Origin of the sequence: Cryobacterium sp. N21 (assembly GCF_002929575.1) — a bacterium.
Classification (GTDB): domain Bacteria; phylum Actinomycetota; class Actinomycetes; order Actinomycetales; family Microbacteriaceae; genus Cryobacterium; species Cryobacterium flavum.
Genome location: NZ_PJJQ01000034.1, coordinates 261,225 through 276,128 on the forward strand (window position 1 = coordinate 261,225; position 14,904 = coordinate 276,128).

The 14,904-nt window shown below is 64.7% G+C and carries 15 protein-coding genes; 6 read left to right on the plus strand and 9 right to left on the minus strand.

The features are described 5' to 3' along the window. Positions 1–73 precede the first annotated feature (73 nt). The 4 genes from CXY77_RS13410 (at position 74) to CXY77_RS13425 (ending at position 4,099) form a co-directional block, all read left to right on the plus strand. Positions 74–1,087 (plus strand): PIG-L deacetylase family protein, encoded by a 1,014-nt coding sequence (locus CXY77_RS13410; RefSeq protein ID WP_134505150.1) that lies wholly within the window; start codon positions 74–76, stop codon positions 1,085–1,087. Between the two features lie 59 nt (positions 1,088–1,146). After that, a complete protein-coding gene (gene fdxA, locus CXY77_RS13415; RefSeq protein WP_092340750.1) occupies positions 1,147–1,470 on the plus strand; it encodes a ferredoxin in 324 nt (107 codons plus the stop codon). A gap of 9 nt (positions 1,471–1,479) precedes the next feature. Next, a complete protein-coding gene (dapC, locus tag CXY77_RS13420; RefSeq protein WP_304466266.1) occupies positions 1,480–2,580 on the plus strand; it encodes a succinyldiaminopimelate transaminase in 1,101 nt (366 codons plus the stop codon). Positions 2,581–2,812: 232 nt separating this feature from the next. Continuing rightward, entirely contained in the window at positions 2,813–4,099 is a 1,287-nt protein-coding gene (locus tag CXY77_RS13425) for a citrate synthase (RefSeq protein WP_092340800.1), read from the plus strand. A 114-nt stretch (positions 4,100–4,213) separates the two neighbouring features. On the opposite strand, the gene CXY77_RS20685 is transcribed toward CXY77_RS13425, so the two are convergent. From CXY77_RS20685 to CXY77_RS13455, 7 genes are all read right to left on the minus strand, one after another. Beyond that, entirely contained in the window at positions 4,214–4,441 is a 228-nt protein-coding gene (locus tag CXY77_RS20685) for a hypothetical protein (protein ID WP_233197396.1), read from the minus strand. Positions 4,442–4,621: 180 nt separating this feature from the next. Further along, entirely contained in the window at positions 4,622–4,873 is a 252-nt protein-coding gene (locus tag CXY77_RS20690) for an AAA family ATPase (RefSeq protein ID WP_233197397.1), read from the minus strand. Between the two features lie 122 nt (positions 4,874–4,995). After that, positions 4,996–5,325: a metal-sensitive transcriptional regulator gene (locus CXY77_RS13435; protein ID WP_092340752.1), complete on the minus strand. Its 330-nt coding sequence runs from the start codon at positions 5,323–5,325 to the stop codon at positions 4,996–4,998. Between the two features lie 224 nt (positions 5,326–5,549). Beyond that, positions 5,550–5,813 carry a YHS domain-containing protein gene (locus tag CXY77_RS13440; RefSeq protein ID WP_092340753.1) on the minus strand — a complete coding sequence of 88 codons (264 nt, stop codon included), beginning with the start codon at positions 5,811–5,813 and terminating at the stop codon, positions 5,550–5,552. 53 nt (positions 5,814–5,866) lie between these two features. Further along, entirely contained in the window at positions 5,867–8,185 is a 2,319-nt protein-coding gene (locus tag CXY77_RS13445; RefSeq protein WP_092340754.1) for a cation-translocating P-type ATPase, read from the minus strand. 64 nt (positions 8,186–8,249) lie between these two features. Further along, the gene (locus CXY77_RS13450) at positions 8,250–9,044 is read right to left on the minus strand and encodes a DUF748 domain-containing protein (RefSeq protein ID WP_233197398.1); all 795 of its coding nucleotides are present in this window, start codon (positions 9,042–9,044) and stop codon (positions 8,250–8,252) included. A gap of 131 nt (positions 9,045–9,175) precedes the next feature. After that, positions 9,176–9,388, minus strand: a complete 213-nt coding sequence (locus tag CXY77_RS13455; RefSeq protein ID WP_092340756.1) for a heavy-metal-associated domain-containing protein — start codon at positions 9,386–9,388, stop codon at positions 9,176–9,178. Positions 9,389–9,543: 155 nt separating this feature from the next. On the opposite strand from CXY77_RS13455, the gene CXY77_RS13460 reads away from it, so the two are divergent. Then, positions 9,544–10,983: an MFS transporter gene (locus CXY77_RS13460; protein WP_092340757.1), complete on the plus strand. Its 1,440-nt coding sequence runs from the start codon at positions 9,544–9,546 to the stop codon at positions 10,981–10,983. A 286-nt stretch (positions 10,984–11,269) separates the two neighbouring features. On the opposite strand, the gene CXY77_RS20695 is transcribed toward CXY77_RS13460, so the two are convergent. Then, positions 11,270–11,416 (minus strand): hypothetical protein, encoded by a 147-nt coding sequence (locus tag CXY77_RS20695; RefSeq protein ID WP_233197399.1) that lies wholly within the window; start codon positions 11,414–11,416, stop codon positions 11,270–11,272. Between the two features lie 31 nt (positions 11,417–11,447). On the opposite strand from CXY77_RS20695, the gene CXY77_RS13465 reads away from it, so the two are divergent. Then, complete coding sequence (locus CXY77_RS13465; protein WP_092340758.1) at positions 11,448–12,062, plus strand: HNH endonuclease signature motif containing protein; 615 nt, start codon at positions 11,448–11,450, stop codon at positions 12,060–12,062. 205 nt (positions 12,063–12,267) lie between these two features. On the opposite strand, the gene CXY77_RS13470 is transcribed toward CXY77_RS13465, so the two are convergent. After that, complete coding sequence (locus CXY77_RS13470; protein ID WP_104130234.1) at positions 12,268–14,883, minus strand: penicillin acylase family protein; 2,616 nt, start codon at positions 14,881–14,883, stop codon at positions 12,268–12,270. Between the last annotated feature and the right edge of the window lie 21 nt (positions 14,884–14,904).

Below are 14,904 nucleotides of genomic sequence, written 5' to 3' on the forward strand. Positions count from 1 at the left end.
CGATCGTGTCTAGTTATGATTTGATTCGGGCACAGCTATTACCCAGCAAGGAACAGCCCGCAGAGCAGAAACGGTGCGTACGCCCATGGTCATGTCCGGCAGCGGCGAGCGAATTCTGTTCGTGCATGCCCGGCCTGGCGATGAATCCGCCCTGACCGGCGGCACGATCGCACGGCTCCGCGCCGATGGGTCGCGGGTGGTCGTGCTCTACGCCGCCGCGCCGGCCGAAACGAATGCCGCCGCGCTGGCCGCTGCCCCGACCGCCGCGTGGGTCGCAACCGATGATGCCGCTGTCTCCGGCGCGCTGGCCGAACTGGGAGCGCGCAGCTGGCACCGCCTGCCGCCAGAGCCCGACCTCACCGAGACGCTGCACACTGCGATTGACGAGCTCGGTGCGACGGCCGTGGTCGTAGGAACCGTCACGGATGCACTGCGCGAGATGGCGACGACCGCCGCACACGAGGCCGGGCTGCCGGTGTTCCTTGCCCGCACGGTGCGGCAGGCGCCCGGCCAGCGCCTCATCGCGATCGACGTGGGAGACCACCTCGACCAGAAGCTGCGCGCGCTCGCCCACTTTTCCGCGCGCTGGGGCGTGACCGACCGCACGCGCACCCTCGCCGACGGCAGCACCGACCTGATCACCGACACGGAAACCTTCCTCAGAACGGATGCCCCACGCCGCTCCCTGCCGCCGCCCGCGCCCCGCCCCGCTCGCCTCACCATCGCGAACCGGTCGCTGGCCGGTCTCGGGGGCTTGGCTGCGGGCATCCTCTTTGGCGTGCTGGGAACCATCGCGCACCAGGCCACCCTGACAGTGTTCGGCGCGGAGCTGCCGATCGGCCTGGCCATCGCGTTCGTCGGCATCGGCGCGCTGCTGCTCGGGCTGCGCCTCGTGGTGGGGGACCGTTTCGTGGTCGGACTGGCCGCGGCTGGGCTGCTCCTGACCATTTTCGTGCTGTCCCTTCGCGGCTCAGGCGGATCGGTGCTCGTGCCGGCCGGCCTGCCGGGAACCCTGTGGACTGTCGTTCCGGCGCTCATCGCGGCGTTCGTGCTGGCTTGGCCGAAACTGCCGCCGCGCCGCCGATAAGGGGCGCCGACCGAGGGGCGTAGAATCAGGAGTCCGCTCTCGAAGGGAATCCCCAGCCTGTGACGTATGTGATCGCTCTTCCGTGCGTCGATGTGAAAGATCGTGCCTGCATCGACGAATGCCCGGTGGACTGCATTTATGAGGGCGAACGTTCCCTTTATATCCATCCAGACGAGTGCGTCGACTGCGGAGCCTGCGAACCGGTCTGCCCGGTCGAGGCCATCTACTACGAAGACGACCTGCCCGAACAGTGGGCCGACTACTACAAGGCCAACGTCGAATTCTTCGACGACCTCGGTTCCCCGGGCGGCGCCGCCAAGGTCGGCGTGCTCGCCAAGGACCACCCGGTAATCTCCGCACTGCCGCCGCAGGCTACGCACTAAGCGGTCTACGTGCTGAAGCCGCTTCCCGATTACCCCTGGGACCAAATGGTCCCCTTCGCTACGCAGGCCCGGCAGCACCAGGGCGGCATCGTCGACCTGTCGATCGGTTCGCCGGTCGACGCCACGCCCGACGTGGTGCAGCAGGCGCTGCGCACGTCTTCGGATGCCCACGCCTACCCGCAAACCGTCGGTACGCCCGCCCTGCAGCAGGCGATCATCGCCTGGTATGCCCGGCGCCGCGGCGTCACCGGACTTCAGCCGAAGAACGTGCTGCCCACGATCGGTTCCAAGGAACTCGTTGCGCTCATGCCGTTCATGCTCGGGCTCGGCGAGGGCGACACGATCGTGCACCCGCGAGCCGCCTACCCGACCTATGCGATCGGCGCCGCCATTGCCGGCGCCACTGCCCTGGCCTCCGACGATCCCGCCGAGTGGCCGGAGTCGACCCAGCTGATCTGGCTGAACAGCCCCGGCAATCCGGACGGCCGGGTGCTGTCCGTCGAAGACCTGCGGGCCGCCGTTGCCCGCGCTCGAGAACTCGATGCCGTCATCGTGAGTGACGAGTGTTATGCCGAGCTCGGCTGGGACGCCCCCTGGGATTCCGAGCCGATCCCGAGCATCCTCGACCCGCGAGTGATCGAGGGAGACCGCCGCAACATCGTGGCGATCTATTCGCTCAGCAAGCAGTCCAACATGGCCGGGTATCGAGCGGCCTTCGCCGCGGGCTGTGGCGGCGTGCTCGGGCGGCTGCTCACCGTGCGCAAGCACGCCGGACTCATGCTCCCGGCGCCGCTGCAGGCGGCCATGATCGCCGCCCTCGGTGACGACGAGCATGTCGCCGTGCAGAAGGAGCGCTATCGTGCGCGCCGCGCTGTGCTGCGCCCCGCCCTCGAAAAGGCCGGCTTTCGCATCGATCGGAGCGAAGCCGGGCTCTACCTCTGGGCGACCGAGGGACGACCCGCGTGGGAATCCATTGAACGGCTGGCGGCACTCGGCATTCTGGCCGGCCCGGGGCCGTTCTACGGCGATGTTTACCCGGAACACGTGCGGTTCTCGCTGACCGCGACGGATGAGCGCATCGCTGCTGCCGCATCGCGCCTTCTGGCCTGAAATAGCCCCCATCTGGGGTGGACCTCTGTGGACTATCACCAACGAACCGCCCGAACTCTTAGCTGATGCAACAGTAGGCGGTCAGGCCGATTAGGCTGTAATCGCGACAGAATCGACCACAGCAGTTTCACCACTGGCCGATTCAGTGACGCGTCGCCACATTTCATCCGGCAGTGATACCCGAGGAGGCTCCGTGACCAACGTCGCGCAGCAGACAACATCCGGCGAACCGATGAGCGCTGACCCCAACAAGGTCACCCTCACTTTCCCCGGCGGGAGCGCAGAGTTCCCGATCCTGACCAGCGTGGACGGTGTGTCGAGCATCGACATCTCCACCCTGACCAAGAAGACCGGCCTCACCACGCTGGACTACGGTTTCGTCAACACCGCGGCCACCCGCTCCGCGATCACCTACATCGACGGCGACGCGGGCATCCTGCGCTATCGCGGGTATCCGATCGAACAGATCGCCCAGAACTCGAACTTTCTCGAGACGGCCTGGCTGCTGATCTACGGCGAGCTTCCCAGCGCAAGCGAATTGGCCAACTTTGACGATCGCATCCGTCACCACACGCTTCTGCACGAAGACATGCGCCGCTTCTTCGACTCCCTGCCGCACAAGGCGCACCCGATGAGCGTGCTCGCCTCCGGCGTATCGGCCCTGTCGACCTTCTATCAGGACTCGCTCGACCCGAAGGACCCGGAGCAGGTCGAGATTTCGACCATCCGCCTGCTCGCGAAGCTGCCGGTCATGGCCGCCTACGCCCACAAGAAGAGCGTCGGCCAGGCTTTTCTCTACCCCGACAATTCGCTGAGCTTCGTTGACAACTTTCTCAAGCTCAACTTCGGCAACATGGCCGAGCCGTACGAGATCAACCCGGTCGTCAGCAAGGCGCTCGAACGCCTGCTTATGCTGCACGAAGACCACGAGCAGAACGCGTCCACCTCCACGGTTCGACTGGTCGGTTCGACCGAGGCCAATCTGTTCGCATCGGTGTCCTCGGGCATCAACGCTCTGTTCGGCCCGCTGCACGGCGGTGCCAACGAAGCCGTGCTGTCGATGCTCGGGGAGATCCAAGCATCCGGTCAGGGCGTCGAAAAGTACGTCGAACGTGTGAAGAACAAAGAGCAGGGCGTGAAGCTCATGGGCTTCGGCCACCGGGTCTACAAGAACTACGACCCGCGGGCTACCCTGGTCAAGGAGAGCGCCCACGAGGTGCTCGCCGCTCTCGGGGTGAAGGACGACCTGCTCGACATCGCGCAGGAACTCGAGCACATCGCGCTGAGCGACGACTACTTCAAGGAACGTCGCCTGTACCCCAACGTCGACTTCTACACCGGCGTCATCTATAAGGCCATGGGCTTTCCGACGCGCATGTTCACCGTACTCTTCGCGATCGGCCGTCTGCCCGGCTGGGTCGCTCACTGGCGTGAGATGAACGAGGATCCGGCGACCAAGATCGGCCGCCCGCAGCAGCTCTATGTGGGCTCCGCGGCCCGCGACTACCCGCGCCGGTAGACAGGCTCGTTAGTCGCGGCACCCATTACAGATGAGGGGTAGGGGTGCCCTCATCTCTAACCGGTTCCTCGAAGTGCGCAGCGGCGTCAGCAGCCGGGGACGTGCGCAGCGGCGTCAGCAGCCGGGGACGTGCGCAGCGGCGTCAGCAGCCGGGGACGTGGGCTCGGCGTTGCAGTCTTGGGCGACGAGCACCGTGGATTCTTTGGCGGCGACGACGGTGAACCGTGCGGAGGGGACGGAGACGATTCCCTCAATGGGTCGCCAGCCCTGGTCGCCGAAGCTGTAGTCGGCTCGGTAATCGACGGTGAGGGTGACCGTGTAGGCGCCCTTGAATGTGTGCACGTGGCTGGTGGGGGTGGTCGAGAATTCGGCGAGGCCGAGGTCGGCCCAGCTGCCGCCGCCGGTGGGACTCGATCTAGAGCTGCCGTCGCCGTAGCTCCAGCGGTACCCGATCGGTGTGAAGAGAACCTGGGCGGGCTGGCCGAGCAGTAGCCCGTCGCCGATCTGAGCGGATGCTGCCGCCTAGAAATTCGCGGCGGTCGGCCCAGCCTTTTCCAATGCCGCTCGAGGATGAAGAGTAGTTCTTCGCGCGCGCGGGCTCGGTAGTGGTGTGAGAATCCGAATCGGCTGTACCGCTGGGGGGTAGTCGCGGAATCTCTGATCGGGCTTGCCGGTGAGTATCATCGCGAGGTGGGTGCGGTCCTGGCGATCGCGGAAGAGTTCCAGGGCCGTGGGGGTGAGGCGTTCTGCTTCGTCGATGATGAGTAGTTCCACCAGGCAACAGGGTGGCCACCCCGTGCTGGGGCTGACCCATCAGTCCTGCGGTGTCTCTCCGCACGAGGGGCTGCGCCCGTCCACGCGTCTGCTCGTTCCTGCGTGAATTCAGCTGGCAGCCGTCAAGAGCGAACGAGGCGGGCTATGGCGTCGGAGGCTTCCTTGATCTTGATGTCTGCCTGCTCGCCGCCGAGCTTGGCGGCGTCGACGACGCAGTGCTTGAGGTGGTCATCGAGGAGTCCGAGTGCAACGCCTTCCAATGCTTTGGTGAGGGCCGAGATCTGGGTGAGGATGTCGATGCAGTATGTTTCCTCGTCGACCATGCGGTGGATGCCACGGGCCTGGCCTTCGATGCGTTTTAGACGAGCGAGGTATTGGCTTTTGTCACCGATGTAGCCGTGCGTGGTGTGGCACGGCTCTGCGGTGGCCCCGGTGGGAGTGATTTTTTCCATGTCGTTGTTCTTCGTTCTTCCTTCTTCGTTCTTCGCGACGGTACCGTCATGGTGATGGGTGTGCGGGCCCGGACCCGCGGGGCCCAGGGTAATCCGTGGTCCCCGTGTTCCGGGTACTCGCTCATAGTCTCTACCCTCTGGGTGGCCTGGGTTCGGGTCGGTATGGATCTCTGACAAGAATGGTTGGGGTGGTGCCGGCTCCCGCCGGCACCACCCCAAGATACTCAAGTGGCCGTGGCGTATTTTGCGGGAGTAGCGTCGAACAGGGGTCCGCAGCCTGCGCAGCAAAACCAATAGCGAATACCCTCGTAGTCGCGGAAGAGGCCTGTGGATTCCGCGTCTGCCTTCACGACCTGGCTTCCGGTCATGACGGGGCACTCGGCGAGGTCGTCACCGCTGGCGGCGAGTAGGTTTTCGGCTGACAGAGGAATGGCAGCGGCGACAAGGGCATTGTTGTCGGCGGTGGCACTGCAACAGCTGTTACTCATTGAAGGGTTTCCTTTCGATGGAACGGGAAGTGTTTCCTTTTGGGCGGGGACAGTCAGACGCCTTGCAGTTGCCGCACGGGAGTGTGCAATGCTGAGGTGGACGCCGTGGTGTTCGCCTTGGACTTGAAGGACCGGAGGCGAAGGCTGTTGCTGACCACGAATACGCTCGAGAGCGCCATAGCGGCGCCGGCGAGCATCGGGTTCAGCAGTCCGAACGCGGCCAGCGGAATGGCCGCGACGTTGTAGGCGAAGGCCCAGAACAGGTTTGTCTTGATGGTGCCCAGGGTCTTGCGGGACAGGCGGATGGCATCGGCGGCGGAGCGGAGGTCCCCGCGCACCAGTGTGATGTCCGCGGCTTCAATCGAGACGTCCGACCCGGTTCCCATCGCCAGGCCCAGGTCGGCCTGGGCTAGGGCCGCGGCGTCGTTCACGCCGTCGCCGACCATCGCCACGACTTTCCCTTCGGACTGCAAGCGGGTGATGACGTCGACCTTGTCTTGGGGCATCACCTCGGCAATGACCTCGGTTATTCCGGCCTCCGCTGCGACGTGCTCGGCGACCACCTTATTGTCTCCGGTCAGGAGCACGGGGTTCAGCCCGAGTGCTTTGAACTGGGCGATCGCCTCGGCGCTGGTGGCCTTGACGGCATCGGCGACGACCAAAACCGCACGGGCCTGACCGTCCCAGGCGACAGCGACCGCTGTCTTGCCCTGAGATTCCGCGGTGGCCTTTGCGAGGGCGAGCGTCTTGGGAAGGTGAAGGGACCAGTCCGCCAGTAGGCTCTCGCGCCCGACGAGCACGGCATGGCCATTCACAGTGCCCTGCACGCCCTTGCCTTGGACGTTCGTAAACGATTCCGGTACCGGAAGTGAGCCGATCTGCTGGGTTGCGCTTTTGGCGATGGCCTGGGCGATCGGGTGTTCGGAGGCGTCCTCCAATGCGCCGGCCAGCCTCAGAACGTCCTCCCGGGTGGTTCCGTCGATGGTGAACACGTCAATCAGCGTCATCTTGCCCGTAGTGACCGTTCCTGTCTTGTCGAGGACGATCGTATCGACCTTGTGGGTGGACTCGAGTACTTCCGGGCCTTTGATGAGGATGCCCAGCTGGGCGCCCCGTCCGGTGCCGACTAGTAGCGCGGTTGGGGTTGCGAGTCCGAGGGCACAGGGGCAGGCGATAATCAGGACCGCGACGGCGGCCGTGAAGGCGGCGCTGAGCGGGAAGCCGGCACCGATCCAAGCGCCGAGCACCCCGATGGCCACGGCGATGACGATCGGTACGACGATTCCGGAGACCTTATCGGCGAGGCGTTGGACCTCGGCTTTGCCCGACTGGGCGTCCTCGACGAGCCTGGCCATCTGTGCCAGCTGGGTGTCCGAGCCAACCCTGGTGGCACTCACGACCAGACGGCCGCCGAAGTTGACGGTTGAGCCGGTCACGGCGTCGCCCTCACCGACTTCGACTGGGATCGACTCGCCGGTGAGCATGCTCGCATCCACCGCCGAGGTACCCGCGACTATCACCCCGTCCGTGGCGATCTTTTCACCCGGTCGTATGACGAACTCATCGCCCACCGACAACTGCTCGACGGGGATCCGTGTTTCGACCCCGTCCCGAACAACCGCGACGTCCTTAGCCCCCAGCCCGAGCAGTGTGCGCAGGGCAGCCCCCGCCTGGCGCTTGGACCTCTTCTCGAAGTATCGCCCGGCCAGGATGAACATGGTCACTCCGGCGCCGACCTCCAGGTAGATGTTCCCGGCGCCGTCGGAGGGGTTGATCGTGAACGAGAACCCATGGGTCATGCCCGGCAGTCCGGCTGTTCCGAAGAACAGTGCGAAGAGTGACCACAGCAACGCAGCGGACGTGCCGACCGAGACCAGCGTGTCCATCGTGGCCGCGCCGTGGCGCAGGTTGGTCCACGCTGCCTTGTGAAAGGGCCAGGCCGCCCACACGATCACGGGAGCGGCCAGCGTCAGGGACGCCCACTGCCAGTAATTGAACTGCAGCGCCGGAACCATGGCCATCATGATGACCGGCAACGACAGCACTATGGACGCGATCAGCCTGTTCCGCAGCGATGTCAGCTCGGGGTCGGGCTGCTCCGCATCGTCGCTCGCCGGGTGGGCCGTTTTCGGTGTGCGGAGCGCCGCCGTATAGCCGGTCTTTTCGACCTCGGCGATCAGCGCCAATGGGTCCAGTCCGGCGGGAGCGGTGACCTTCGCCTTTTCGGTGGCGTAGTTGACGGTCGCGATCACGCCGTCGAGCTTGTTCAGTTTCTTCTCGATTCGCATCGCGCAGGAGGCGCAGGTCATCCCCCCGATCTCTAGCTCGATGGTGTTGCCCAGCGTTTGCGGCTGGGTCGATGTTGCGGACATGGGTCCTCCTCGGTGGTGCGCTTCCTGATCACGGGATGGGCCAGGCGCGCGGTGTCTATGGTGGTCAGTGCCCGGAATGTTCGGCAGGTTCGCCCGGATCCGCAAACTGGGCGGGCCCGGTGGCGGTTAGGACAAATTGGGCCGTGTGGACCTGTTCGTCTACCTGGAAGTCCAGGTAGAGCAGGTAGCGTCCCGGGGTCGGGGCCTCGGTCATGAATGTCACGTCCGGGCCGGAGACGGCGCCGGGCCGGGGTGCTTCGCCCTCGGGGTGGACGTGGAGGTAAGCCAGGTCCCCTTCGCGCAGGGCGACAAGGTGTCCGTAAGAACCCAGGTACGGCTGCAGTGTTGTGACCGGTTCTCCATCACGGGAAACCGAGACAGTGAGCATGGCCTGTTCGCTGGTGCTCAGCGTACCGGCCAGGTCCACGTTGTAGCCATCGACCGTATCCGCGGCAGAAACTGGAGCCGGCGTGGCGGGGGTGAATTCTCCGGCCGCCTGGACCGTTCGGGTCAGAGTGATGTTCTGTCCCGTTGCTGCCGGGACGATGTCCGCGTAGACCCGGTAGCTGCCGGCGGCGTTCCACTTCCAGGGCAGTGACCATACGCCATGGGCATCCATGGTTGGGTGCACGTGGCGGAACTGGGTCCCGTCCGTGCGCACGATGATCAGATGGAGTTTCTTGTCATGGGAGGCCTCGAAGTCGGTGACCGGCGTTCCTGTGGCGTTGGAGATCGTGAACGCGAGTGTTCCCTCCTGATCTGCCATGCCGGGGGACGAGATCTCCCCCAGGAGGAACCCGTCCTGTTCCATCGACAGGCCCTTCACTGATGCGGCCAGCTGTGTGTCGTTGCTGTCCATGACATGTTCTTCCGTTGGCTGCGTCCAGGCCGCCGTGGTTTGGGAGGGAACCACTGCGCCTGCGGTAGCAAATGAAGCGGTAAATAGGGCCGCGAGTCCCACTCCAAAGAGTCCGAGCTTTAGGGGGACCTTCATGGGACACGCACCGCCCCGTAGCCGGCTTCCTCGACCGCTGCGAGGACGGCTGTGTCGTCTAGCTCGGCCTGGCTGGTCACGACAAGCTTTCCGGTCTTCGCGCTCACGTCGATCGACTGGATGCCTACTATCTGGCTGACCTCTTCCCGGATCGTCGTCTCGCAATGACCGCAGGTCATCCCGGTCACCTGATATTCGCGCATTGTCATAAAACTCTCCTTTGCTGAATCGAACACATACCCCTAGGGGGTACTAACATGCCCAACAATATACCCACTGGGGGTATTCCTGTTACCATACCCCCGTAGGGTATAAATCTGAAGTGTGGAATCGCCGACTACGGCGAAAACGAAGGGAATCTGGAATGTCTCAATCAATACCGGGACGGGGAAAGAAGAGGCTCGCGCTTTTCCTCATCGCACTCGCGCAGTTCGTCGTGATCATGGATACCTCAATCGTGGGCGTGGCGTTGCCTCGCATGCAGGAGGAACTGGGCTTCAGCCCGGAGAATCTCTCCTGGGTTTTCAACGCCTACGTCATCACATTCGGGGGGCTCCTCTTGCTCGGCGGGCGTCTCGGGGATGTCTTCGGCGCCCGACGAATGTTCACCACGGGCTGGGTCGTACTGCTCGTCGGCTCCGCCGTCGCGGGGCTTGCCGGAAACGTCGCGTTGGAGTTGATTGGACGCGGCGTACAGGGAGCCGGCGCGGCACTCATCGCACCCGCGGCACTCACGCTGCTGATGAAGACGTTCGGGTCGAGCCCGAAGGAGCTCGGTGGCGCGCTGGCCCTTTATGGTGCGGCCGCACCGGCAGGGGGAACGGCAGGCGTGTTCCTCGGCGGGGTCATCACCGAGTACATGTCGTGGCCCTGGGTCTTCTTCATTAATATCCCGCTCGCCCTCGTGGTCATCGCTCTCGTCGCCACGGCGCTCCCGGCAGACGGACCGCGGATTCGCGGCTCCATCGACACCGCCGGCGCCCTATTGGTCACCGCTGGACTTGCCCTCGGTGTCTTCGCGATCGTCCGAGCACCTGAGTCTGGATGGGACAGTCTAGAAACGTGGGGAACTCTCGCCGGAGCGGTCGCCTTGCTCGGATTGTTTGTGCTCGTTCAGGCTCGCCGGAAGCAGCCGCTAATGCGATTGTCGATTTTCCGGATCCCGAATTTAGCCGCGGCCAACCTCGCCCAGTTATTGCTCGCCGCCGCGTGGATCCCAATGTGGTTCTTCTTGAATCTCTACCTGCAACAAGTTCTGGGTTACTCGGCGTTCCCCAGCGGTGCCGCGCTCCTACCAATGACCGCATTCACCATGATCACCATGATCCTGCTTGCACCGAGACTCGCTGCGCGATTCGGTCCGAAAGTGATGACGGTGAGCGGTCTCGTCGTGCTCGCAGGCGCCCTGATGTGGTTGTCCTTCGTTCGCGTGGACGGAAACTTCTGGGTGGATGTCCTCCCGGCGTCGCTTCTGGCCGCACTCGGGATGTCCCTGGCGTTCATCCCGACCCTCGGCACGGCGATCTCCAGCGCTCCGCCGCAGGAGGGCGGCCTCGCTTCCGGCCTCGTCAACACCAGCTACCAGGTCGGATCCGCTCTCGGGCTAGCGGCGATGACAGCCTTTGCAGCCGCGAACGGTGCGACGGAAAGTGGGAACCTTCCGGCGCTGACCACTGGATTCTCTTCGGCATTCATCGGTGCAGCCTCAATTGCCCTGGCCGGCGCCCTGCTTGCTGCAATTACGCTCCGTGCCCCCACCCGCGCGCCGGTCGTCGAAAAAGAAGCCATCGCGACTCGTCAGTGACAGCGGTCGGGTGCGGTCACGGCGTCGGTGGCCGCACCCAATAGACCGTTAGCTTGTCTTAGCATTGAGTGGTGTGAAGAGGTAGTGGCCTTGACCTCGCATGGTGGAAACCTCAACAGAGAGAATATTTATCACGGGAAACACGCCGGGAATTCACTCCTGAGTTCAAAGATGAGGCCGTGAAGGTTTCGGCAGATTGAACCCCGCAATCCTTCGTATACAAGAAACTGACACTGGCTCTGGAGCAGCGCGGCAATCAGCCCAATCCCTCTGCGTCAAGTAGCGATCATAGTTCGCCGGTCTCTCCGATGCCGAGGTGCTCGCGGCGCGGGTCGCTCAGGCCGCCGCGGATGCTGCTGCCACGGCCGCCGCTGCTGCCGCGGGCCCAGTCCACCGGGACGGCCGGGACGGCCACGCAGACCACTCCGAGCACGCAGCCTTCCCCGGCCGCGCCAGGAACGGGGGTGTTCGGCTATATCGAGGACAATTCGGCTCCGGTGTCAGCGGAGACCATTGCCCGACATCTGTGTGACACCGGCTACCTCGGTATTCTGCTCGACCAAGCCGGGCAATCCCTCAATGTTGGCCGGGATGCACGCCTGTTCAACCGCGAGCAACGCCGCGCCCTCGCCGTGCGTGACGGCGGATGCCGCTGGCCCGGGTGTGACCAACCACCGTCGTGGAGTGAAGCTCACCACATTCAAAACTGGGTTGATCTGGGCTTTTCCAACATCGACCAGGCCATACTGCTCTGTGTTCTGCACCATTTGTTGCTGCACAACCGGCAGTGGAAGATCCTGTTCCTCGATGGAGAGTATTGGCTGCAACCCGCCGTCGAATTCGACCCCGAGCAGACACTGATTGCGCTGCCCAGCAAGAACCCGCTCATGCAGGAGCCGCTGCGGCTCGACCCGCCCGAAGTGAACCCGCACGCAACGGCGACCGCAGACCGCGGCACGTTGGGCGATGTCGGTCTCGACCGGCGGATGGTGGCGCCCCGCAGGCTGGGGCGTGTTGGGCGATGGCGGTCCCGACTCGCGGGATCGCGGGGCCCGAGACCGCTGAAACGGGAGCTCTGATGTGTCACCAAGATTTAGCGTGTTGGAGTGCGAGGGAGTCGTCAGTAGCCGGCAGAAATTGGCCGTTGCCGCAGGGAATCGTCTTTATACCTGGTTTCGCGGGGTCTCCGTTCGAGCACACGGTCGAGGGGGTGTCGGCGTCGTCGACTCGCTGCGTCCCCTCCGCGCCGCTGTCCGTAACGAGCGCCGCTGCTCACCCGGGGCCCTATGAGGCCGGCTCGAGCGTCAGGGTGTTGGTGGCGACGGCGTTGATGGCGGCCGGCGTGAACAGCCACGGACGGGTCTCGTGATCACGCCAGAGTGGCGCCTGGTCGGTGTAGTTGGGGTGGAAGGCGTGACCGGATGCCCCGGTGAGATTGATCCAGGTGGAGTCATCGAAATTCTCCAGGCTCACCACCTGCCGCATTGACGGCACCCAGTCCACCTGGTAGCCCTGGGTGGCATCCCAGCCGACCGCGTTGACGACGGCCGAACCTCCGGCGAGCTCGTACGGCCCGCGGTTGAATAACCACTCAAGCGGGGCGATGCCGGACTTACCGAAGCTCTGGTTGGTGAGTTCCAGGGTGTGGATGCTGCCCCACTGCCAGTCCTGTGGGTTGGAGCCCATGAGATCGGCGGCTTCGGCCGCGGCATCCGTCATCACGCGTCGCAGCATGCTCTCTTGGCCAACGGTGCCGTAGGAAGCGTTCGACCACCAGGGGGAGTTTGGCTGGTCGAGAAGGCTCGTGACCACGGAGAACGCGCGGTCGCCACCGGTGAGAGCAGCGCCGTCGTCGATCTTGCCGGTGAAAATATCGTGCAGCAGGGTGCGCCAGATCACGTTGAAGTACGCCGCGGCCGCGCTGTCGACGTCGACCTGGTAGTCCCAGCCGTCGAGCAACTTCTGCGCTTTGGCGGCGTCACCGGTGAGCCGCACCTGCTGCAGCGCCGGAACGAGCGTCGCTGCGATGGCACTGTAATTGTCACCCTGAATTTCGCTCATCAGTTCGGCTGTCATCGGGGTTTTCGCGGCGATGAGCTCCTGCAGCCGAGCCGTGATCTGGTTCGCCCGGTAGCCGAGGTCCCAGTCGGCGGTCAGCAGGTATGGGTAACTCGGGTCGGTGGCCGCGTTATTGGCCGTGACGATGTATCCGCTCGGCGGATTGAACGTGCTGGGCAGGGCATCAAAGGGGATGTATCCGGTCCAGCCGTACTGGCTGGTCCAGCCGGGAACGGGCAGGGTGCCGTTGCCACTGGCCCGAATGGGAATGAGCCCGGGCGCCTGATAGCCGATATTTCCGTCGACGTCGGCGTAGGTGAGGTTCTGCGCCGGCACCTCGAACAGGGCGGCCGCGGCGCGAAAACTGGTCCAGTCGGTCGCCTGGTTCAAAGCGAAAATAGCGGATGCCGTGTGCCCCGGCGTGAGCGCCGTCCATTGCAGGGACAGCTCGTAGCTGGTCTGCTCCGCGCCGGCCTCGGCGGCGGGGGCGGGTGTCAGCCCGGTGGCCTCGGGAAAGTCGCTCGCGATCCGCTGGTAGCTGGTGCCGTCGAACCCGCTCAGCAATGGCCCGTGTTCGGTCGAACGAATCTCGATCTTCACGTCGTCACCACCGGCGACGGAGATCTTCTCGTCGCGCAGCAGCAGGGGTTTCGCAACACCGTCGAATTCGTAGTTGTCGCCGGTGACCTTCTCGATGTAAAGGTCGGCGACGTCGGGCCCGAGGTTGGTAAACCCCCACGCGATGCGCTCATTGTGGCCGATGATCACGCCGGGCATGCCGGAGAAGCTGTATCCCGCCACGTCGAACGGGCAATCTGCGGTGATCGACTGGCAGCGTAACCCCACCTGGTACCAGACCGAGGGTAACGCCGGGCCGAGGTGCGGGTCGTTGGCCAGCAGCGGCTTGCCGGTATCGGTGAGGGCGCCGGAGACCACCCATGAATTCGAGCCGATCTCCCCGCCGGCCGGCCCGAGCAGTTCGGGCACCGACCCGAGGTGCGCGCGCAGCTCGGCCAGGGCTCCGGCGTAGGAGTCGACCGAAGCCAGCGCGGCGGGGGCATCCGTTGAATCCGGGGCCGGCTCGGCGGCTTGCGGCGCCCCGGCCGATGGCAGGGTGAGGGCCTGACTGCCGGTGATGGTGGGATGCTGCGCGGCCGGATAGTCGGGATGCAACTGGCTCACCTCGGTGGGCGTGAGCGTCGTCGACAGCAGAGCCCGGTCGATTTCGTCGTCGAGGTTGGAGCGCAGGTCCCAGGCCATGGCCTTCAGCCAGGCCACGGAATCAGCCGGGGTCCACTTTTCGACCTCGTACCCGGGGTTTTGGAGGCCCAGCACGGCATACTCCAGCGATAGATCGGCGCCCTGATGGGTGTCGAGGTAGGCGTTCACTCCGTCGGCATAGGACTGGTAATAGCCGAGAGTCACCGGGTCGAGCAGGGCCACTTCCTGCTCGGCGACGGCTCGCCAGCCGAGGGTGCGCACGAACGTGTCGGTACCGATCTGGCTCTCGCCGAACAGCTCCGAGAGCCTGCCGCTCGTGACGTGGCGGCGAAAATCCATCTCCCAGAACCGGTCCTGGGCGTGCACGTAGCCCTCAGCGAGAAACAGGTCGCTCGCCGTCTTCGCGGTGATCTGTGGAATTCCGTACGTCTCGCGCGTGACCGTGACGGCGCTTGAGAGGCCGGTGATCTCGACGTTGCCCGCGAGCGTTGGGAATGACCGCGTGACCGTATAGACACCGAGCCCTGCAGTGACGAGCACCAGGCCGACGACGGTCGCGAGTGCGATCAGTAATCGCCGAAAGCGGCGGTGCCCCTTGCTGCGCGGTGCGTCGGTTCCCACGTCACTCCTTCGTGAATCGCG

What these genes read in the sequence shown, in the direction of transcription:
- CXY77_RS13425 (WP_092340800.1), top strand. Translation starts at nt 2,813, where the DNA reads ATGAGCGCTGACCCCAACAAGGTCACCCTCACTTTCCCCGGCGGGAGC.
- CXY77_RS13435 (WP_092340752.1), bottom strand. Translation starts at nt 5,325, where the DNA reads ATGGAAAAAATCACTCCCACCGGGGCCACCGCAGAGCCGTGCCACACC.
- CXY77_RS13440 (WP_092340753.1), bottom strand. Translation starts at nt 5,813, where the DNA reads ATGAGTAACAGCTGTTGCAGTGCCACCGCCGACAACAATGCCCTTGTC.
- CXY77_RS13445 (WP_092340754.1), bottom strand. Translation starts at nt 8,185, where the DNA reads ATGTCCGCAACATCGACCCAGCCGCAAACGCTGGGCAACACCATCGAG.
- CXY77_RS13450 (WP_233197398.1), bottom strand. Translation starts at nt 9,044, where the DNA reads ATGGACAGCAACGACACACAGCTGGCCGCATCAGTGAAGGGCCTGTCG.
- CXY77_RS13455 (WP_092340756.1), bottom strand. Translation starts at nt 9,388, where the DNA reads ATGACAATGCGCGAATATCAGGTGACCGGGATGACCTGCGGTCATTGC.
- CXY77_RS13460 (WP_092340757.1), top strand. Translation starts at nt 9,544, where the DNA reads ATGTCTCAATCAATACCGGGACGGGGAAAGAAGAGGCTCGCGCTTTTC.